Source organism: Nocardia sp. JCM 38205 (assembly GCF_058222935.1).
This window is the reverse complement of record NZ_JBYHFL010000001.1, coordinates 371,768-391,338: the sequence shown is the minus strand read 5'-3', so window position 1 is coordinate 391,338 and position 19,571 is coordinate 371,768. Positions and strand designations below refer to the sequence as shown.

Genomic DNA, 19,571 nt, shown 5'->3' with positions numbered 1-19,571 from the left:
GTTCACACCAGGTCGCGGGGGATGCGCCGGTGCCAGTTCTGCGAATACACCCGCTGGTCGACCACCCGCGGGTCGACGGTGGACAGGTCGATCTCGTAGGCGTCGAGCCGGGCGTCGATGACGAACTCCTCGGCGGTGCAGCGCAGCACGGTGCGGGTGACGATCTCGGTGCGCCAGCTGCCGCGCTCGAGACGGCGCACGGTGCGGGTCTCGCCGCGTACGGAGGTGACATCGTTGCCACGGAAGCTGAACCATTCGGTGGTGGCACGCCGGACCCGGGTTCCGGTCTCGTCCAAACGGATGATGCCCTGGTCGTTCTCCACTTCGAGCGTGGAGACGCCGCTGGCCAGGTCGCGTTCCACCTTCCAGTGGTGCTTGCCCGGCTGCAACCGAGTGCTGGCGTCCGGTGGCGCCGCTTCCGGGGCGCCGAAGGAACGCGGCTCGGTGTCCCCGCGCCGGGCCGGACGATGCGGCAGCATGAGCGAGCTGCGCCCCGCCACCAGGGTGAGCATGACGGGCTCCGGCGACGGCCAGGCCAGCGGCCAGTACGACGAGGAGATCGACAGCCGGATCCGGTGACCGGGCGGGAACGAGTGGGCGATGCCGTTGAGCGGCACCCGGACCCGGTAGTGGCGGCCCGGCTCCAGCGGCCGCGGATCGGCGCTGCCGTCGCGATGGGTGAGGTTGAGCAGCCCGTAGGTCACCCGGGTCGCCTCGCCATTGGGCGCCACATCCGACAGCCGCGCGGCGACCATCGCGTTCGGACGGTCCGCCGACACCTCCAGCTCCAGGCTCGGCAGCCCCAGCACCTCGAAGGTGTCCTCCAATGCCTCGGTCTCGAAGACCAGCGACCCGCCGTCCTCCTCGCGCTGGTCCGACGGGAGATCCGGGGTCGCGGCATAGGACGCCCATTTGCCTGCGAACATGCCGACACTCAATGGCGACTGCACGTGCAGCAGGCGGGCGTCGATCTCGGCCGGCGCCTCGGCCAAGGTGTAGCGCCCGAGCACGTAGTGCCGCGGCTCGATTCCCGCGGAGGGCCACCGCGGTTCACCGACCCAGCGGCCGGGCCGGTCCTCGTAGGACGGCTGCGGTGACACGCTGTCCTGCATCCACGCCCGCAGCATCGGCTCGTCCATGATCCCGGTGTCGACGCCTTTGAGCCAGTGATCCCACCAGCGCACCAGCTCCTGGAGGAACCCGATCGCCGGGCCGGGCACCCCCAGATGCGGGTACTTGTGCCCCCACGGTCCGATGATGCCGAGACGGGGCACCTCGAGATGTTCGAGCAGCCGGAAGATGGCATTGGTGTATCCGTCGGCCCAGCCGCCGACCACCAGCACCGGGCAGCGCACCGCGCCGTAGTCCTCGTTCACCGACGCCCGTTTCCAGTAGTCGTCGCGGTGTTGATGGCGCAGCCACTGCTCGATCCACAGCCCACTGCCCGCCAGCCGTTCGTGCCACATCTCGCGCCAGCGATCACCGACGATGTCCGGATCCGGTGGCAGGCTGTTGAAGGCGAACATCACCGTCGCTTCGGACAAATTGTCCGAGAGCAGGCAGCCACCCATGTAGTGCATGTTGTCGACATAGAGGTCCTCGGTCGCCGACGCGCTCATCACCGCCTTCAACGCGGGCGGGCGCTGAGCGGCCACCTGCAAACTGTTGAAACCGCCCCAGGAAATGCCCATCATGCCGACATTGCCGTCGCACCACGGCTGCGCGGCCAGCCATTCGATGACGTCGCAGGCATCCTGGTGTTCGGTGGGCAGGTACTCATCGGTGAGCACACCGTCGGAGTCGCCGCTGCCGCGCAGGTCGACCCGCACGCTGACATACCCGTGCCCGGCCAGATAGGGATGGTTCAACGCATCTCTGGCTCGGGTGAGGTCGCGTTTGCGATACGGGATGTACTCGAACACCGCAGGTAGTGGCGTGTCGGCGACCGGTCGCCACACGCGAGCCGCGAGCCGGGCCCCGTCGCGCATCGGGATGAAGATGTTCTCGATCTCGCGCACCCGGTAGGGCAACGATTCGACCGTATGCACTCAGTCGACCTCCTGGAATTCGAACCGAAGGGCCTCGAGACAGTCCTGATACCGCTGTTCGAGCTCGGCGTGATCGTTCGCGCCGATGTAGAGGGTGGCGAGCCGGTACCGATAGGCATCCTGATTCGGCAGCTCCGACAAGCGGTCGCCGACATTCACGTCGATGTGCACCACCGTCGCCGGGAACCGCCGGCGCAGCGCCGCGATCTCGCTCTCGGCCGGCACCCTCGTGACCACACCGTCGTCGTACCGGGGGATCAGGCATTGGGCGGCGACGGCGAAATCACCCTGCCGGGAAGGCATCCGCGGCCTGCGCCCGAGCGCGACGTCGATGGCGACCGAATGATTCGAGGTGCCATCGACTTTGACGAACAGATCGCTGTGCGACTGCGAGATCCGGGTATTGATCTCGATCAGCCACAGCTGTGCGGTCTCCGGCTCCCACATGAACTCGGAGTTGAAGCAGCCGTTGTCGAAACCGATGTGGCGCAGGTACCGCTCGGTGACGTCGATCATCTGCTGTTGGACCTCGACCGGCACCGTGCGTGCCGGGTAGTCCAGGTGCACGAAACTGTGGCCCGCTTCGTCCTTGCGCATGTCGAACACCCCGTGCACGTGGTACTCGCCCTGGAACATCGATCCTTCCGGCGCCGCCTGGATCCCGCTGACGACCTGTTCGGCCAGGCAGGTGCGACCGCCGACGGCCCGGGCCTCCTCGGGGACGCGCACCCGCCCGAGTACCTGGTCGAAGGGATCGGCGATGCGCGCGATGGCGTCCCTGATCTCGGCGGTCGCGTCGGCGAACTGCTGTGCGTCGGCGATCTCGAACCCCAGCTGTGAGGAATGCGCCTTGATCGGCTTCACCCAGAACGGGAACGCCAGGTCGATCGTGTCCAGCGCGTACGCATCGAAGGGGTCGAAGGCGGCGAACCCGGGGACGCATTCGGGCACCGACGCCCGTTGCAGCAGCCGGCTCCACAACTTGTGTTCGCAGCCGATCACACTGTCCAGGCTCGGCGAGGGCAGGTGATACTCGGCGGCCAGGATCGGCACGAGCACGCTGGTCGGGAAGTCCCAATGCGCGATGATCGCGTCGATCGGGCCGTCGAACGCGGCGAGCTCGTCGCGTGCGCGCCGGAGCAGCTCGTCGAAGTCGAACTCCTCGGCCGAGACCAACGCGTCGTAATCGAGCAATCCGTGCACGCGCAAGCCACCGGGCACCTCGACCGTCTCCAGGTCGGCGCGCTGCCCGCGCGTCAGACCCGGGACGAAGACATTCACCACGTTCGTCCTCCAGATGCGGCTACCGCGATGACGGCGTCGGGCCGGGCAGCGACAGCCGCTCTCACGCCACAGCTCGACGGGCTCTTGGACACCGGCTACCCCGTACCGGGCGCGGCACGCACCCGGTACGATTCCGGGCCGCTGCGCACCCCTCGTTGAGACCGGCCATCGGGGGTTCCATCAGCCCACGGCCGCCGCGGTGCAGGTCAACAATGTGCACCTGGTGCGCGGCATGCTCGGCAGGCCCGGCTGCGGGGTGTTGCAGATGAACGGCCAGCCCACCGCCGAGAACACCCGCGAATGCGGCGCCGACGGCGACCTGCCGGGGTTCCGCAACCAACCCGGCGGTCTCGCTGCCGGAGCTGGGACGTATCCGCGAGATCCTGTCGCAGGAGCGGCTGTTTCTGGTAGTGCAGGATATTATCCGGACCGAAACCGCCGAACTGGCCGATGTGGTGCTGCCCGCGGCGGCGTGGGGTGAGAAGACCGGCACCTTCGACGGGCAGCCGCTACCGGCCTGGCACGATCCGGAATCGGCGTTCGAGGCATGGCAGCGGTGCTCGGCCGGCCGGCCCTGCGATTACACCGGCATCAGTTACCGAATGCTGCGCGGTGGTGATCGCCGGAGCGGGTGCCGCCGACCTCGGCATCTCCGAGGGGGATCTGCTCGAGCTGACCTCGCCGCGCGGCACGATCCGGGCGCACGCTCGGGTATCGAGGATTCGGCGGGGTGTGTTGTTCGTACCGTTCCACTACGGCTACTGGGATGCCGAGGGGCACGGTCATGATCGTGCCGCCAACGAAATGACCGTCACCGATTGGGATCCGGTGTCAAACAACCCCTGTTCAAGACTTCGGTGGCAGCGGTCCGCCGCCTCGCCCGCGGCAGCGAACCGGCCCGCGCACCGACCAATACATCCTCGGCGCCGCTGGACCAGTCCGTGCCGCCCACCCGCGGGGGAGCGCAGGCGATGGCGGACTCCGATGTCACCGCTACGAGGAGCTCCCGATGACATTGGCGATGCTGCTCGACGAACTCCATCGCGGTGAGCACACGCTCGAGCACGACCGCACCGCGCTCTCGGCCCGTCACCACGCCGAGCACGAGATCTGCTACATCGCAGGCGATCTCGCCGCCTGGTCGCGCGAACATCGGAAGCGGATCGAGCGAGTGGGCCCGCACCATGGTGCCGGCGCGCACCACGCGGTGAGCCTGCGATCGGTCACCGCACCACTACAGCGACGGGTGAGTGATCTGCTGGAACTGGCACAGGATTGCCATCCGCAGACCCTGCGTCAGCTGCGCTGGGCGAACGCCATGCTGAAAGTGCTGTCCCCGCAGATCCTCGCCGGCTGACCACCGTGGCCATCGAGTTATGACGAATAAGCGGTGCCGACCACACGATGTCGTAGACTGGTCGGTATTCAAAGGTTTGCCTTCAGAATGCAGGGTGGCCTGATCAGGGCGCGCAAGCGCACGGACCTGATTCGGGAGCATGATGGCACCACATTCCGAGTTCGAGACCACCCCGTTGCCGCGCCGGGAACTCTCCGCGCTGTGCGGGCACCCCGATCCGAAGGACCGGCTGGTGTGCTGCCGGCGCAGCCGCGGCCGCTCGGTCGTGCTGTCGGTGCGCGGCGAGGCCGACGCCTTCACGCTCCCGCTATGGCGGCAGGCAGTCGCCGAGGCCGCCGAGGATGCGCGTGCCAAAGGTGGCGGGTTGATCGTCGACACCACCAGACTGAATTTCCTGTCCTGGCGCACCTTGGCCACGCTGGCCGAGGACGCTGAGCGCTTCGGACGCGACGGCGTACCGGTGTGCCTGGTCAGTACCAGTTCCACGGTCTTCCGGCTCGCCGCCGCCGACCCGCGGGTCGGGCGGCTACCCATCCACTCCACCGTGGTGAGCGCGCTGACCCGGCTCGAGCTGGGCCGGCGCGGTTCACCGCCGCCGCGCGGAACCCGCCATCAGCAGACGCGCATCGCTCTCGTCGACCCGCCGCCGAGCGGGGACGGCTACAGCTCGACGAATGGGCATGGCTGACCGGGCGCACGCCACTTCGATGCCACGCCGGCGGCCCGGGCCTGCGACGTGGGCACACAGCTGCTCAGAATGACCTCGCGGACGATCACGCGGAATCTTCGTCCGGCTGCCCGTCGGAGCCGCCGTGATCGACGCCTGCCGTGCCGTCGCCTCCCAGTCGCCGGTGCACGGTGAGCAGCATGTGGTCGAATCGGATGCGCTGCTGCGCGGGCGCCTCGCCCTGCGTGGGAAGTGCCGCGACGAGTAGTTCGGCGAAATCGCGCAGTTTGATGTTGGTTTCCTGGGATCGCCACCGCAGCACCCGGAAGGCTTCGTCGGCACTGAGACCGTAGATGAGCATCAGAGCGCCCTTGGCCTGTTCGATGACGGATCGGGCGTGGATGATGTCGGGCACCGTCTCGTCGAGGATTTCCTTGCGCTGGACGTCGAAGGATCCGGTGACGTCCACGCAGTATCCGGTGGCGCCGACGACGACGCCGTCCTCGACCAGCGGCTCGCCCACCACGATGACATGATGCTGCTGCCCGGCGGTGTCCACGATGCGGTGCCTGCTGGAGAACGGTTCACCGGTCTCGATGGCCTGCGCGATGCACCGCGCGACGCCCTCGCGGTCGTCGGGATGTTTGTGTGACAACAGCAGCTCGGTGGTCGGCTCCACCTCGCCGGGTTCGTATCCGTACAACCGGGCGGCCTCATCCGACCACGCCCAGTGCTCGTCGGTGAACCAGAGCCGCAGGATCCCCATCCGCTGCGGCTCTCCCGCCACTGCCTCCAGCGGATGGACAGTGGTGCCCGGTTCACTCTCGCCGCGCATGCTCGGCACCCGCCCGATTATCGTCTAACCAGCGGAAATATGCCAGGAGCCGGATCGCGGAGGCGGGGTGGCCGGCGGGTCCGTGCGGGCTCGACAACCACACCAGGAAACAGTTCTGAATCCCATGGTGAAATCACGCGCGACCGGTCGCCGGTACTGCTTCAATTAGCTATCCGGCGAGGGCGATCGCCGGGAGCGGAGGGTGGACGATGGATCCGCAGGCGATTCGAACGGCTCTCTATGGCGGCGATCCGGCCGGGACCGATCACGGGAGACCATGGCCCGGGATCGCCCCGATATTCGCCGTGGCCGCCGCATCGGTGCTGATCTGCGCGGGATGCGGTACGACGCCTCCCACTGCTCGTACCCCACCGCCTCCCGTCGGTGCGACGACGTCGAACGAGGCGGCCATCGCGACCACGCCGAGCGGTGCCGGACCCGACAACACGACCGGTGGCCAGGTGCCGCCACGCGGCCCGGGAACCGGTGGGCCGCCGCCGGTTCCGGGGAAGCCGGATCGTGGTGGGGGCGGCGGTGGGCCGGTCGCGCCGATCCGGATCGCGAACCCGGTGCAGCGTCAGGGGACCCCCATCGACCCACTGCTCGCGGAGGTGCGTGCCGCTGTCGCCAGCGTGTGCGACGGGTGCGTGGTGACGAAGGGCATCAACCCGGATTCCGAACGCACACAATGCGTGTACGACGGATTCAGCGGCGCGCAACACGAACCGTGGGATGATGAGAGCGATCCGATCGGGGGCTATCTGCTCATCACGCCCGGTGTGCCACTGGTGTTGCTGACCGGCCCGGTTTCCTGCGATCCCACGGATCCCGGTGGGACGGGCGGTTCCGGTGAGGGCGGCACCGGTGGTCCCGGTGAGGGCGGGACGGGCGGTTCCGGTGAAGGTGGGACCGGTGGTCCCGGTGAGGGCGGGACGGGCGGTTCCGGTGAGGGTGGAACGGGCGGTACCGGTGAGGGCGGGACCGGTGGTTCCGGTGAGGGTGGAACGGGCGGTACCGGTGAGGGCGGAGCCGGTGGCTCTGGAGCAGGCGTGACCGAGACTCCCGAGACCGGTGATGGCGCAGCAGCCCCCTGAACCAGCTCCCGGCAGCGCGGAGCCGCGCAGCGACGAGCCGTCATCGTCCCCGTTCCAGGGATTCGGCAAGGTAGCCGCGACGCTCGGCCAATTCGTCGCGCCGACGACACTGCTCACCGCACTGTTGTTCTACTTCGGCTGGAACCACGTCTACTGGTACTTCCGGCATTTCGGCGTCGAGTCGGCCAGCCTGCATCCGAGCATCACCGACTACCTGATGCGCAGCGTCGATGCCCTGTTCGTCCCGCTGATCGTGGCCGGGGTGATCGGGATGGCTTTGACCTGGGGGTATCTGGCGTTGCCGGAATCGGTGCGCGGTGCGCCACGTAGTCGGTGGCAGTTGCGGGTGGTGACAGCGATCGCGGTGCTGGTGCTGGCATTCGGGTTGAGCCGGCTGTTCTTCGTGTTCCCGTTGAACAACATGCTCGGTGCGGCACCGCTGTCGGTCATCGCCGGGGTCGGCTTGCTCTGGTACGTCGTCCTGCAACGCAGGCAACTGTTGCGTGAGCGCGACCCGCAGGCGCCGCCGCGCTCGGAGGCCGCGGCGGTGATCGAGTGGACGATCCTGTTCGTCGTCGTCGGAATCAGCCTGTTCTGGGTCGCGACCGACTACTCCGCGGCGGTCGGCAACTCCCGAGCCCAGCTGTCGACCGCGGAAATCCCGTACAGCCCAGGCGTTGTCGTCTACAGCGAGAAGGATCTACACCTGTCCAGCGTCGACGTGCGCAAGGTCGCCTGCGACCCCGCCGACAATTCCGGTTACCGATTCCGCTACGACGGTCTGGTCATGCTCTCCCATATCGGCGACCAATATGTCCTGCTCCCACGCAACTGGCCCACCCACCGCGGCGCCGCCATCGTTCTGCCGGCCTCCGCACCCGGCGCGGTGCGATTCGAGTTCCGCCTGTCCGACAACCCCGCAGGCGACCGCTGCTGACACTCGCGACCGCGCGCTGAATGCGGGGCGCAGTAGGGGAAACCGGCTCGCGCTACCGGCCGACGGAATCGCGGTCGTTCAAGGCCGTGAGGACCTCATGGGCCGCGCGGGTGCCCGATTCGATGGCGCCGTCGAGGTAGCCGGCGTGCCCGTCCGCGGTTTCCGTTCCCGCCCAATGGATATCGCCGACCGGTGTGGCCGGGAAGGGTGGGAATCCGTCGGTGGTCCCTGGTTCGGGAAGGGCGACGTACCCGCCACCCGCGTACTGGTCACGGTGCCAGGACTTCTCGTGCCAGTCGACCGGTTCGGTGACCTCGGGGCCGATGTGCGGGATCAGTGGGCCGAGGATGGTGGTGCGGCGGTCCGCCGGATCGAGGTGGTCGAGATCGCGGGCGCGGGGGCCGGCGGCGAGGACACACAGGTGGCCTGGTCCACCGGGTGGGCTGGTGTCGAAGACGGCACTGCCGGGGTTGTCGAGCTGGATGAATTCACCGCCGTGACGGCTTCGCCAGAACGGGCGCTCATAGACCGCGATCGCCTTGTAGACCGAACCCATGTAGGTGTTCTGCGTGAGCGCGATTCGGCTCGGCGGCAGCGCGGGGGTGAAGGTGATGTGCCGTTGCATGGGGGCGGGCACGGTGACGATCACCTTCGCGGCGCGGATCTCGTCGTCCGGCGTGCGGACGGTGATGCCGCGGTCGCTGCGTTCGATCGAGGTGACCGGCTGCCCGCATCGCACACGCACACCGAGTTCGGCGGCCAGACCGTCGACGAGCGCGCCCACGCCTTCGGTCAGCAGGAATTCCTGCGCGCCGCCCGCGGTGGACATGATGGTGCGCAGACCGCCCTGGGCTCGGATCATCTTCGTCATCGCCTGAACCGAGATCCGGTCGAGGTCGGCCGTCCACGAGACCTCCGCGATCACTTCCAACAGCCGGCGTGCTGTGCGGCCGGGCACCCGCCGCAACCATTGCTCGACGGTCGAGTCGTTGCACCGCGCTGGTGCGCCGATCCGCGCCAGCAGTTCGACTCCGGCCAGCACCAGCCCGGCCGTGAGCATCGACGGACCTACCGGAGACAACCGGCGTGCGCCGGTCACCACGGCGGGAAGGGGCCCGGTGTGCATCGGGAACGGCGTGAGGCCGAATTCGGCCGCCACCGCGGTGATCCGATGATGATCGTGGCCGATCCATTGACCACCGAGATCCACCCGCGAATCCAGCATCGTGGTCGCACTCATCGCTCGCCCGCCGATCCGGTCGGCCGCCTCGAGCACGATCACGTCGGTACCGCGCTGATGCAGTATGCGCGCCGCCGTCAACCCGGCCAGGCCCGCACCGACCACCACCACGGTCCGCTCGCGCGATGCCTGCACCGAGTTGTCATCCATGACGTAGCCCTTCTCCGCGGGTTCGGATTGCTGTGCACGGTCCCGGCGGTTGCCGCGAGACGGCTCGCCCGGAGGGGCGGCGAGCTGAACTAAGTCGGTCAACCGTACGACATTTACGGTAGACGTCGATCCCGGGACCCGCAAGGGCCGAGGCGGGCCGGTACCAGGGACGAGCACCGTGCCGGGTGGGCTACCGGGACACGGGGCGCGGATCGGCGAAGCCGACGATCATCTCCACCGCCCGTTCGAGGTCGCGACGAGAGCGCGCGAGATCCGGATCGGTCACGTGCTGCATGATCAGCCCGTCCACCACCGCGAACGTGAGCCGGCCGAGAGTGCCGAAATCGACGGCACAGCGTTCGCCCGACGCTCGCGCGGCCGTTTCGCAGAATTCGGCGACCAGAGTCGCGTAGCGCTCGCAGAGCAGCCGGGCCAGGCCGCCGGGGCCCTCGCTGCGCACCGAATACATGGCCAGCTCGTATTGCATGACCTGGAGTCCCGGTTCCCCCTCGACGAGGGTGTCCCAGAAGTTGGTGACGCCGTGCCGGATCGCATGTTCCACGCCCTGATCGAGCTCCAGGCCGGCCCGCGCGGCGGCCATGGCGTCATCGACGACCGTGGTGATGACCGCACGCAGCATTTTGTCCTTGGTGGGGAACACGTAGTGCAATGTGCCCAAGGGAATGCCGGCCTCGACCGCGACCGCGCGCGTCGTGATGCCGCCCACCCCGACCTCGCCGAGCACCCGGATCGCCGCCGCGACGATCTGCCCCTCACGCTCGGTTGCTTTGACGTAGGCCATCGGCGTCCTCCTCATCGGGCCGATCGAGTTCCGCGCCGCCGTAGTGTGGTCGCGCCGGAAGTCGGTCGTTCGACCGACAGTAGGGTAGCCGAGATAGTGGACGGCCGCCGCGTACGGGTTCAGCTCTGGTTCGCCGCCGCGTAGTGTTCGGCGATCTCATCGCTGGTGGTGAGCCAGACGCCGTGGTGGCCGGCGATGTATTCCAGGGCCTGGTCGAGATATTTGGCGCGGTAGGGCTGGCCGGTGACGAACGGGTGCAGGGCCAGCGCCATGACCCGCCCGCTCTGCGCGGAATCGGCGTAGAGCTGGTCGAAGTGGTCGGTCACGATCTGCACGAAGTCCGGGCCGGTGAAGCTCTTCATCGTGAACAGGCCGAGATCGTTGAGCTCGACGGAGTAGGGCACACTCAGCAGTCCGGGCACGTTCAGCCGGAACGGCTGGTCGTCGGCGGTCCAGTCGAGCAGGTAGGTGAGGCCGAGTTCGGCCAGGATCTCTGGGGTGTCGAAGGTTTCGCTGAGTGCGGGGCCGAGCCAACCGCGCGGGCGTTGGCCGGTCGCCTTCTCGATGGTGGCGATCACGTCGGTCAGGTAGGCGCGTTCGTCCTCGACGGCCGACTGTACCGTGGCATTGTCGCGGCCGTGCGCCAGCCACGCCCAGTCGCGCTGCTGGCCGGCCGCGATGATCTGCGGATACTTCTCGCACACCGCCGAATTGACGAGCGCGCTGGCGCGGATGCCGTGCCGGTCGAGGATCTCGGCGATCCGCCAGATACCCACCCGCGGCCCGTAATCGCGCCAGCCGTAGTTCAGTGGGTCGGGCACCAGACCGGCGGTGGCCTCGTTCAGGCTGGTGGCGGGTGCGTCCACCGGGAAATGCTCGATATTCAGACCGACGTAGAACGCGATGCGGGCACCACCGGGCCACTGAATCGGTTCCCGATCGACGATCGGGCTGTAGTCGTAGAGCGCGTTGTCCATACGGGTCCTTCCGGTTGCGTGCCGCCCGCCGCGGGCACCGCCGCGAACGGTATGCGTTACGGCCCGCGTGCGCGACGGGGACAGGCGACGGATAGGGGACCGCACGCGACACGAGCTTGTGCTCGCGACCAACCGGCCTCCGGCCGAGCAGTGATTTGCCCAGACGTAGCCGAGAGGTATGTGCCCGCGCGGGTGCCGTGCGTACCGTGGGAATTGCCCTGGTCGGAAACGATGTGAACGGCAAGCCCATTCGCGACCACTTGCTTGCCGCGCCCCCTGCGATGGACCGTCGATCGGCCACGGCGCGCTCCCGCGCGGGATCCGCAGCCCGCGCGGGAGCACCGGCTCGCCCGGGTGTTCACAGCCAGGCCGCATCCCACGGATCGCGCCACGTGGATTCGGGCACCTCGAACACCGCGGCCTCGCCACGGTCGGCGAGCACGTGCAGCAGCGACGCCGCCGGAACGGTCAGTCCCGCGATATGCCCTGGCAGCGTGAACACCATCCGCGCGCGGGCCCGCCGGCACTCGTGCACCAGATCGAGGAACGCTCCCGGCACGAGCGAGGCGATATCGGCGCGCTCGTGAAAGATGGCGGCCATATCGAATCCCATCCGCCGGGCAATGGCGATCAAGCGTTGATCACAGCGGGGAAGTTCGACGTCGACGAGCAGTTCGTCGCGCAGATAGCCGTAGGCCAGGGGAGACAACGCTGTCATGGTCCGTTCACCACCTTCGCTGGCCCGGATCAGCACGACAGATGTCGCGCTGCGCCGAGGCCGACCCCGATCGTCGCGGGTCTGTGATGAATGTAGGGCGTCCGGCCGCCGGTCAGCAGGGCCGTCGGCAGATGTTGTGACCGCTCCCAGCAGCGCGCCGCCCGCATTGTCGCCGGACGTGATCGGCGGAATTCCCCGGTGGTGTGCCAGGGCATGGATGCGTAGCCGGGTTCGAACGGGGTATGCGATATCCACATCAGCTATCGATGATTGGAGGCGTCATGACCGACGTCGACGGCAATGTTTCGACCGGCCAGGGCAGCCGGTTGCGGATTCCGCGCAGCCGCGGGGCCGTGGGTGGGCTGGTGGTGCTGCTGCTGGGCATCTGGGGCGCGCTCATCCCGTTCATCGGCCCGTACTTCGACTTCACCTACACACCCGACGATCCGTGGGTGTGGACGGCGGCACGGGGCTGGCTGCAGGTGCTGCCCGGTGTGGCGGCGATTGTCGGCGGCCTGCTCATGTTGATGAGCAGGAACCGCGTGGTGGCCAGCTTCGGTGGCTGGCTGTCGGTGGCGGCGGGGGTGTGGTTCGTGATCGGGCCGGTGCTGGCCGATCTGCTCCGGCTCGGTGATATCGGCGAGCCGGTCGCGACGTCGGACCTGAAGCGCGCGCTGCTGCAACTGACCTTCTTCTACGGTCTCGGTGCGCTCATCCTGTTCTTCGCCGCGACCTCACTGGGACGGCTGTCGGTGCGTAGCGCACGCGATATCGCCTTCGCCCGGCGTGAGGTGGCTGCCGACGCCGGTGCTCGTCGGATGGTCGATGAACCGGTGGTACCCGCCGACGCGCCCGAGGCGGGCACCCGCAAGCGGTGGCGCAAGCCTCATCTGCGGCACCGCCCCGTGTAGCACCCGTCGCTGACCCGGTTGTGCGCTGTTCTTTTGGCGCACAACCGGGTCAGCGCAGCCGGACACAGTGCCGGTCGAGCCCGTCAGCCGGCGCGCCCGGACTCGCACCAGTGCGACGACCGGACGAGGAGCGCGGTGAGCCGGGCGGTGCGGATCGGCAGCCCGCGCAGCCCGTCCTCACTGAGGCCGAGCACGGCGGCGAGCAGGGTGGTCCGGGGCGGCAGGGTCCGCATTGCGCGGCGCCCGCGCGAGATCGGCCACCGCGAACATCGACAGGTCCTCGGCAGTATCGCCCACCGCGGGGGCCACTTCAGTCGACGGCGGAGTCCGTGGAAGATTGTTCGATCAACTGACGGCGCAGTAGCTTTCCGGTGGCGTTGCGCGGCAATTCGGCGATGACGTCGACTTCACGCGGGACCTTGTGCCGGGCGAGATGGGCCTTCACGTAATCCTTGATCTCCTGCGGGTCGAGTGCCGCGCCGCCCGCGGGGACGACGAAGGCGCGCAGGCGTTGACCGAAGTCGCGATCGGCGACGCCGATGACCGCGGCCTCGGCGATATCGGAACGTTCGGTGAGTAGGTTCTCGACCTCCGACGGGTAGACGTTCTCGCCGCCGGAAATGATCATCTCGTCGTCGCGGCCGTCGATGAACAGCCGTCCGTCGGCGTCGAAATGCCCCACGTCGCCCGAGGAGAGCAGGCCGTCGACGATTTCCTTGTTCCGGCCGTCGGTGTAGCCGCTGAAGCTCAGCCCGCTGGAGACGAAGATGGTGCCGATCTCGCCCGGCCTGGTGACCCTGTCGCGGTTCTCGTCGTAGATCGCGACGCGACAGCCCACCGGCGGGTAGCCGACGGTCCCCGGCGCCACCCGCATATCGTGCGGGGTGGCGACGGCGGCGACCGCCACTTCGGTCGAGGCGTAGAGGTTGTAGAGCACGTCTCCGAACGCCTCGGCCGCGCGCCGGCTCAGGTCCGGCGAGACCGCGGACCCGGCTGCGAAGATCACCCGCAGCGCGGAGGTGTCGTACCGGGCGAGGACGTCGGGGCCGCGGTCGAGGATCCGCTGCAGCATCGTCGGCACCAGCACCAAGGTGGCGGCATGGTGCTCGGCGACGGTGCGCAAGGTGCGTTCCGGATCGAACTTGCGCTGCTGGAAGACCACCGTATTGCCCAGCGCCCAGCCCAGCGTGAACTGCGACAGGCCGGTGCCGTGGAAGATCGGCGCGGCCATCACCATGGTGTTGTCGCGTGGCAGCGGCACCCGGTCCAGGAACTGTGCCGACTGCAGCGGCGACACCTTGTCGCGGGGAGCGCCTTTCGGTGTCCCGGTGGTGCCGCTGGTCAGGATGACCATGCCGCCGGGGCGCTTCGGTCTGCGCGGAGGTTCGGTGGCGCTCGCGGCGATGAGCGAGTCGATGGTGGCCACGCTGCCGTCGGCGGAATCGACCCAGGACAGATACCGACCCACATCGTCCGGCACCGCGGCGAGCGCACCGGAGAATTCCTCGTCGTGCACGATCGCCCGGATACGCTCGCGCCGCACCACCTCGGCCAGCTGCGGTGCGGCGAAGCCGGTGTTCAACAGTACGATTCGGGCTCCGAGTTTGCCCGCGGCGAGCAGGGTGAGCACCATGCCGCGATGGTCGCGGCACAGTGCCGCGACCACGTCGCCGGGACCGATCCCCTCGGCGCCGAGTCCACGGGCGAGCGCGTTCGACAAGGTGTCCAGCTCACCGAAGGTGAGCGGGCCGCGCTCGTCGATGATCGCGGTCCGGCCGGGATGACGGTGCAGGCCGTGGCCGAGAACGGTGACGAACGGGCCGAAGACCGCCGCATCGCGCAGCGTCCGGATGATCTCGGCCGGGCGGCGGGGATCGATCATGCCGCGCCTGGTGAGGACCGCCAGCGCCGATGCCGCATCGCTGACGGTGCCCAGGGCCGCGTTCGGTGTGCTTCGGTGTGCCATCGCCGGTCTCCAGTCGAATGCGTCGGGCTCGTATCTCCACGTTTACTTGGAGAATACGCATTAACTTACTGGCTCGGGCAAGCTTGCCGCGTTTTCTGTGCCGACTCGACCGAGCGGTGCGGGCGTCGCGCCGGAGTGACTGTTGAGGACCTCGGCGTGGTTGGTAGTCCGGCGTCGGCTCGGTCGGGTGGCCGGGTGCACCGAGCGCTGTCGGATGCGTCGGTCCCGCCGGGTCGCGAGTTCGGCCGAGCTTCGAGAATCCGCATTAAGTTAACGAGGGTGTGGCGCAGGTGATAGAACTCTTCCAGCGAGACGAAGGGGACACTCATGGAGCCGACGGCACAGCAGCGCGCGGCGCTCGCTCTGATCTGCGATACCTTCGCACCGGGCGACGGGCAGGACCTACCGTCCGCGAGCGAACTCGGCGCGATCGACACCGTCCTGCGGATGCTCGAACGCAACCCGCGCGACGCCGAGAAGAAGCAGCTGATGACGCTGCTGACGCTGTGGGATTCCCGGTTGTTCGGTGTGCTCACCGGCAGTGGCCCGCGGCGGTTTTCGGCCCTCATACCGCGGCAGCGCGAGCAGGCGCTGCTGCGGCTCGGCGACTCCCGATTCGCGGCGAAACGGACGCTGTTCCAGGCCCTGAAATCGGCGGCGCTGCTCTCCTACAACGTGACTCCCGGTGCCACCGGGGAGAACCCGCTGTGGAAGCAGATGGGCTACCCGGCGCCACCCGGCCCCCACCCGGCCGCCACCGGCCCCGCGCTCGAGCCGCTGCGTCCCACCGAGCCGACGACCCTCGACTGTGACGTGGTCGTTGTCGGTTCCGGCGCGGGCGGCGGCACGGCTGCCGCGGTCCTGGCCGGGGCCGGCCTCGATGTCGTGGTACTCGAACGCGGCGAGTACTACGACGACCGGGACTTCGGCAGCGGCGAAATGGACGGCCTGCTGCGGTTGTACGCTCCCGGCCCGCAGGCCACCAGCGAAGGCCAGCTCACCCTCGCCCAGGGCAGCTGCCTGGGCGGCGGCACCGTCGTCAACTGGAGCACCGCCCTGCCCACCCCCGATGATGTGCGCGCGGAATGGGCGGATCTCGGCGTCCCCCAATTCACCACCACCGAATACGACGACGCCCTGGCCGCGGTGCAGCAGCGGCTCGGCGTGAACCGCGACCGCTCTCCGCTGTCGGCCCGCGACGCCGTCCTCGAACGCGGTGCCACCGCCCTCGGCTGGGACATCGACACCCTGCCGCGCAATGTCTCCGACGCCTGCGACGCCGGTGCCGACTGCGGCAGCTGCGGCTACGGCTGCAGGCTCGGCGCCAAGCAATCGGTCACCAAGACCTGGCTCCAGGATGCCGCCAGCCGCGGCGCCCGCGTGGTCGTCGATGCGAACGTGCGTCGGATCGAGGTGAAAAACGGGCGAGCCGAGGGTGTTACGGCGCAGACCGGCAGCGGCGTCGCGATCGAGGTGCGAGCCCGTGCGGTGGTGGTCGCGGCCGGCGCGATCCAGACCCCGGCGCTGCTGCGGCGATCCGGCCTGCGCGACGACACCATCGGCCGATACCTGCGGCTGCATCCGGCCGCTGCCGTGTACGGGGTCTTCGACGAGCAGATCCGGCCGTGGGAGGGCGGATTGCAGGCCAGGATCTGCCGGCACCACCACAACCTGGACGGACGCGGCTACGGCGTCATCTACGAAACCGGGCCGGTGCAGCCGGGGCTCGCGGTCGGGTTCATGAACTGGCGTGGCGCCGAGGCGCACCGGGCGAGGATGCTCGAGCTCGCCAACACCGGCGTCGTCGGCGTCATCACCCGCGACCGCGACCACGGTAGCGTCAGCGTCGACCGCAGCGGCGAAGCGGTGGTCTCGTATCGGCTGTCGGATTACGACCGCGCTCACCTGCGCACCGGAATCGGCGGTGCGGCACAGATTCTCGAAGCGGCGGGCGCGCGGCGCATCTTCTCCGGGCATCAGGCCGGTGTCGAGTACGAGCCGGGGGTGCGCGGTTCGCACGCCGAGTTCGTCGCCGCCGGTGACGCGGCGGGCTACGGTCCCGGCCAGTGCGCGATGGCGGCATTGCACATCATGGGCTCGGCCCGGATGGGTGGTTCCCGCGCGCTCTCGGCCACCGATCCGGACGGCGCGACCTGGGAGGTGCCGAATATCGTCGTCGCCGATGCCTCCTGCTTCCCGACCTCCTCGGGGGTCAATCCGATGGTGACCATCGAGGCCATCGCCCACATGAACGCCACCCGCCTGGCCGCTCGACTGCGCTGAACACATCTGTCGCCCGGGCGAGTCCCTGCCCCGCGGCAGGAGCGCGAAAGTGGCTGCGGTGGTGAGCTATCCGCCGGCTACCGCCGGAATGATCATCACTTCGCTGCCGGACTTCAAGGGGGTATCGATGCCATCGAGGGTGCGGCACTCGTCGCCGTCGACGTAGAAATTCACGTACCGGCGCAACCGCCCGCTCTCATCGCGCAGCCGCCGCTCCAGCGCGGGGAACCGCTCGCGCACATCGTCGAGCAGGGTACGCAGCGACGCCGCGTCGACCTCGAGTTCCCGCTCGCCACCCGCGTACGGACGCAGCACCGATGGCAGCCGGACGGTCGCCATACCGCTATCCGATCACCGCGGCGCGCACGCACAGCACGTCGGGCAGTTTGTCGGCCACGAGCTGCCAGTGGTCGCCCTCGTCGGGGCTGCAATAGACCTCGCCGTTGCGGGTGCCGATATAGATGCCGGTCGGGTCGGCGTCGTCGGCGCACATGGCGTCACGCATGACCGCCGCCCAGAACGGCACCTGCGGCAGGCCGTCGGTCTGCGCGGACCAGGTGTCGCCGCCGTCCTCGCTGCGGTAGACCGCGCAGCGCGCGTCCGGCGGGAAACGGAACCGTTCCATCTCCGCGTCCAGCGGGAAGGTGTAGATCACGCCGGCCCGGCGCGGATGCGCGACGATCGGGAAACCGAAATTGGACGGCGGCAGCCCGGCGTCGATGCGCTGCCAGCTGATGCCGTCGTCGACGCTGCGGAACACGCCGCCGTGATTCTGTAGATACAGCGTGCTCGGGGTTTCGGCGTCGCGAGCGACCTTGTGCACGCATTGGCCCCATTCCGGCACCTCGTCCGGCATGAAGTCGGCGGCCACACCCTTGTTCGTCGGTGTCCACGACGCGCCGCCGTCATCGCTCTGGTAGACGCCGCCGGTGGAGATGGCGACGGCGAGCCGCCGGGTATCGGATGGATGCGCGAGCACCGTATGCAGTGCGAGTCCGCCGCCGCCGGGCTGCCACTGCGGCCGATGCGGATGCTCCCACAAGCCCCGGACCAGCTCGAATGTCCGTCCGCCGTCGGTGGATCGGAACAACGCCGCCGGTTCCACTCCCGCGTACACCACGTCCGGTTCCGCGGCGGTGGCCGGTGCGATCTGCCACACCCCTTCCAGTGCTGCTCCGGTGTCCTCCGGGAACGCCAGCGGTGCGTCGTCCGGCTCGGTCCAGGTCTCGCCGAGATCGTCGCTCGACACCATGGTCGGCCCGAAATGGCTGTTCAGCACGCCGGTGATCAGGCGCGGGCGCCGGCCACGGGTGTCGATGGCCAGCGCCTTCACGTCGGCGACCGGGAACTGCGGGGTGCTCACCTCCCAGCTCGACCGGCCGTCGGTACTGCGCGCCAGGAACAGGCCCTTGCGCGTTCCGATTCCGAGCATCACGTCCATAGCCGACCTCCGAGGGTCACCGCCACGCCGACGGGTGTGAGCGTACTCCCCGGGCGCGCCGGAACCAGTCCGAAACGGATCGAGGCGACACCCGCGACCGCACCGGCGCGTCCGACGTGACATTTCCGCGATGGTTTCGTAATCTAGCCGTGATCTGTTCCCGAGAGTAGGCGGTGGTCGAGTTTCATGCCCGGTCAACATCGCAAACCGGCCGCAACCCGAAAACTCGCGCCCCTGGCCGTCTGCGGCGTCGCGGCCACGGTTATCGGCATCGTGTCGGTGGAGATGGGATCGACGCAGGCCGCGCAGCCCGCGCCCGTCGCCGATGCCCGGCCGGAGCCCGCCAGGAATCCGGCACCGGCGGCCGCGCCCGCCCAGCCTGCCCCCGCTCCGGTCCACCAGGTGGCCGCCGCCGATCCGGCCCTGATGGCCAAGTCGGCGAGCCAGCACACACCGTGCCCATCGGTGCTCGCCGGCGCACTACCGCACGTGGCGCAAGTGGGCAATCTGATCGGTAAGACCTTCGCCGTCGCCGATATCGGCGGAGCGATCGGCCGAGGTAACGACGACCATGGCGCCGGCCTGGCGCTGGACTTCATGACCTCCGATCGAGCACACGGTGACGCAATCGCGAACTTCGTGCTCGCGAACAAGGAGCGCTTCGGCGTCACCTACGTGATCTGGCAGCAACGCTACAACGACGGCAGCGGCTGGTCGTTCATGGAAGACCGCGGCAGCGCCACCGCCAATCACTACGACCACGTGCACGTGTCCTTCGCACCCTCCGCGAATGTGAACCTGATCTGCTGATCCCGCGGGCTGCGGGAACGCCTGTTACTGCTCGGCGGACCGGGGTAGTCC

General features: G+C 68.7%; 18 protein-coding genes and 1 pseudogene. 8 read left to right on the top strand and 11 right to left on the bottom strand.

Going from position 1 to position 19,571, the window contains the following annotated elements; translation table 11 throughout:
- Positions 1-2 precede the first annotated feature (2 nt).
- Entirely contained in the window at positions 3-2,048 is a 2,046-nt protein-coding gene (locus tag AC4HOU_RS01840) for a CocE/NonD family hydrolase (protein WP_194990411.1), read from the bottom strand.
- On the bottom strand, positions 2,049-3,329 hold the full coding sequence (locus AC4HOU_RS01835; RefSeq protein ID WP_490724058.1) for an ATP-grasp domain-containing protein: 1,281 nt from the start codon (positions 3,327-3,329) through the stop codon (positions 2,049-2,051).
- A gap of 139 nt (positions 3,330-3,468) precedes the next feature.
- Between AC4HOU_RS01835 and AC4HOU_RS01830 the strand changes: the two are divergent.
- From AC4HOU_RS01830 to AC4HOU_RS01820, 3 genes and pseudogenes are all read left to right on the top strand, one after another.
- Positions 3,469-4,345 (top strand): annotated as a pseudogene (locus AC4HOU_RS01830) (molybdopterin oxidoreductase family protein); the annotation flags it as partial.
- Positions 4,342-4,689 (top strand): hypothetical protein, encoded by a 348-nt coding sequence (locus AC4HOU_RS01825; RefSeq protein ID WP_490724057.1) that lies wholly within the window; start codon positions 4,342-4,344, stop codon positions 4,687-4,689. The pseudogene AC4HOU_RS01830 and the gene AC4HOU_RS01825, both read left to right, overlap by 4 nt.
- A 142-nt stretch (positions 4,690-4,831) precedes the next feature.
- On the top strand, positions 4,832-5,377 hold the full coding sequence (locus AC4HOU_RS01820; RefSeq protein WP_490724056.1) for an STAS domain-containing protein: 546 nt from the start codon (positions 4,832-4,834) through the stop codon (positions 5,375-5,377).
- 85 nt (positions 5,378-5,462) lie between these two features.
- Here AC4HOU_RS01820 and AC4HOU_RS01815 read toward each other — a convergent pair whose 3' ends face one another.
- Positions 5,463-6,191 carry a PAS and ANTAR domain-containing protein gene (locus AC4HOU_RS01815; protein WP_490724055.1) on the bottom strand — a complete coding sequence of 243 codons (729 nt, stop codon included), beginning with the start codon at positions 6,189-6,191 and terminating at the stop codon, positions 5,463-5,465.
- A 305-nt stretch (positions 6,192-6,496) separates the two neighbouring features.
- On the opposite strand from AC4HOU_RS01815, the gene AC4HOU_RS01810 reads away from it, so the two are divergent.
- Both AC4HOU_RS01810 and AC4HOU_RS01805 read left to right on the top strand, forming a co-directional pair.
- Positions 6,497-7,285, top strand: coding sequence for a hypothetical protein (locus AC4HOU_RS01810; RefSeq protein WP_490724054.1), 789 nt, complete (start codon positions 6,497-6,499; stop codon positions 7,283-7,285).
- Complete coding sequence (locus tag AC4HOU_RS01805) at positions 7,266-8,222, top strand: hypothetical protein (protein ID WP_490724053.1); 957 nt, start codon at positions 7,266-7,268, stop codon at positions 8,220-8,222. The genes AC4HOU_RS01810 and AC4HOU_RS01805 overlap by 20 nt, the downstream gene beginning before the upstream one ends.
- Positions 8,223-8,274: 52 nt before the next feature.
- Here AC4HOU_RS01805 and AC4HOU_RS01800 read toward each other — a convergent pair whose 3' ends face one another.
- The 4 genes from AC4HOU_RS01800 to AC4HOU_RS01785 all read right to left on the bottom strand — a co-directional run bounded on the left by AC4HOU_RS01800 (position 8,275) and on the right by AC4HOU_RS01785 (position 12,109).
- Positions 8,275-9,612, bottom strand: a complete 1,338-nt coding sequence (locus AC4HOU_RS01800) for a flavin monoamine oxidase family protein (protein ID WP_490724052.1) — start codon at positions 9,610-9,612, stop codon at positions 8,275-8,277.
- A gap of 190 nt (positions 9,613-9,802) precedes the next feature.
- Complete coding sequence (locus tag AC4HOU_RS01795; protein WP_490724051.1) at positions 9,803-10,414, bottom strand: TetR/AcrR family transcriptional regulator; 612 nt, start codon at positions 10,412-10,414, stop codon at positions 9,803-9,805.
- A gap of 119 nt (positions 10,415-10,533) precedes the next feature.
- Positions 10,534-11,391, bottom strand: a complete 858-nt coding sequence (locus tag AC4HOU_RS01790; RefSeq protein WP_163811007.1) for a polysaccharide deacetylase family protein — start codon at positions 11,389-11,391, stop codon at positions 10,534-10,536.
- A gap of 358 nt (positions 11,392-11,749) precedes the next feature.
- Complete coding sequence (locus AC4HOU_RS01785) at positions 11,750-12,109, bottom strand: hypothetical protein (RefSeq protein WP_163811009.1); 360 nt, start codon at positions 12,107-12,109, stop codon at positions 11,750-11,752.
- Positions 12,110-12,390: 281 nt separating this feature from the next.
- Between AC4HOU_RS01785 and AC4HOU_RS01780 the strand changes: the two genes are divergently transcribed.
- Positions 12,391-13,020, top strand: coding sequence for a hypothetical protein (locus AC4HOU_RS01780; RefSeq protein WP_163811011.1), 630 nt, complete (start codon positions 12,391-12,393; stop codon positions 13,018-13,020).
- Between the two features lie 83 nt (positions 13,021-13,103).
- Here the strand turns inward: AC4HOU_RS01780 and AC4HOU_RS01775 are convergent, their stop codons facing one another.
- Both AC4HOU_RS01775 and AC4HOU_RS01770 read right to left on the bottom strand, forming a co-directional pair.
- A complete protein-coding gene (locus AC4HOU_RS01775; protein WP_490724050.1) occupies positions 13,104-13,253 on the bottom strand; it encodes a hypothetical protein in 150 nt (49 codons plus the stop codon).
- A 77-nt stretch (positions 13,254-13,330) separates the two neighbouring features.
- Positions 13,331-14,986 (bottom strand): acyl-CoA synthetase, encoded by a 1,656-nt coding sequence (locus AC4HOU_RS01770; protein WP_490724049.1) that lies wholly within the window; start codon positions 14,984-14,986, stop codon positions 13,331-13,333.
- 327 nt (positions 14,987-15,313) lie between these two features.
- Between AC4HOU_RS01770 and AC4HOU_RS01765 the strand changes: the two genes are divergently transcribed.
- Positions 15,314-17,269 carry a GMC family oxidoreductase N-terminal domain-containing protein gene (locus AC4HOU_RS01765; RefSeq protein ID WP_490724048.1) on the top strand — a complete coding sequence of 652 codons (1,956 nt, stop codon included), beginning with the start codon at positions 15,314-15,316 and terminating at the stop codon, positions 17,267-17,269.
- A 66-nt stretch (positions 17,270-17,335) separates the two neighbouring features.
- Here the strand turns inward: AC4HOU_RS01765 and AC4HOU_RS01760 are convergent, their stop codons facing one another.
- Both AC4HOU_RS01760 and AC4HOU_RS01755 read right to left on the bottom strand, forming a co-directional pair.
- Positions 17,336-17,608, bottom strand: a complete 273-nt coding sequence (locus AC4HOU_RS01760) for a MoaD/ThiS family protein (RefSeq protein ID WP_163811019.1) — start codon at positions 17,606-17,608, stop codon at positions 17,336-17,338.
- 4 nt (positions 17,609-17,612) lie between these two features.
- Positions 17,613-18,710 (bottom strand): WD40/YVTN/BNR-like repeat-containing protein, encoded by a 1,098-nt coding sequence (locus AC4HOU_RS01755; RefSeq protein WP_163811020.1) that lies wholly within the window; start codon positions 18,708-18,710, stop codon positions 17,613-17,615.
- Between the two features lie 186 nt (positions 18,711-18,896).
- Between AC4HOU_RS01755 and AC4HOU_RS01750 the strand changes: the two genes are divergently transcribed.
- Positions 18,897-19,520, top strand: a complete 624-nt coding sequence (locus AC4HOU_RS01750) for a VldE C-terminal domain-containing protein (protein ID WP_490724047.1) — start codon at positions 18,897-18,899, stop codon at positions 19,518-19,520.
- Positions 19,521-19,571 lie beyond the last annotated feature (51 nt).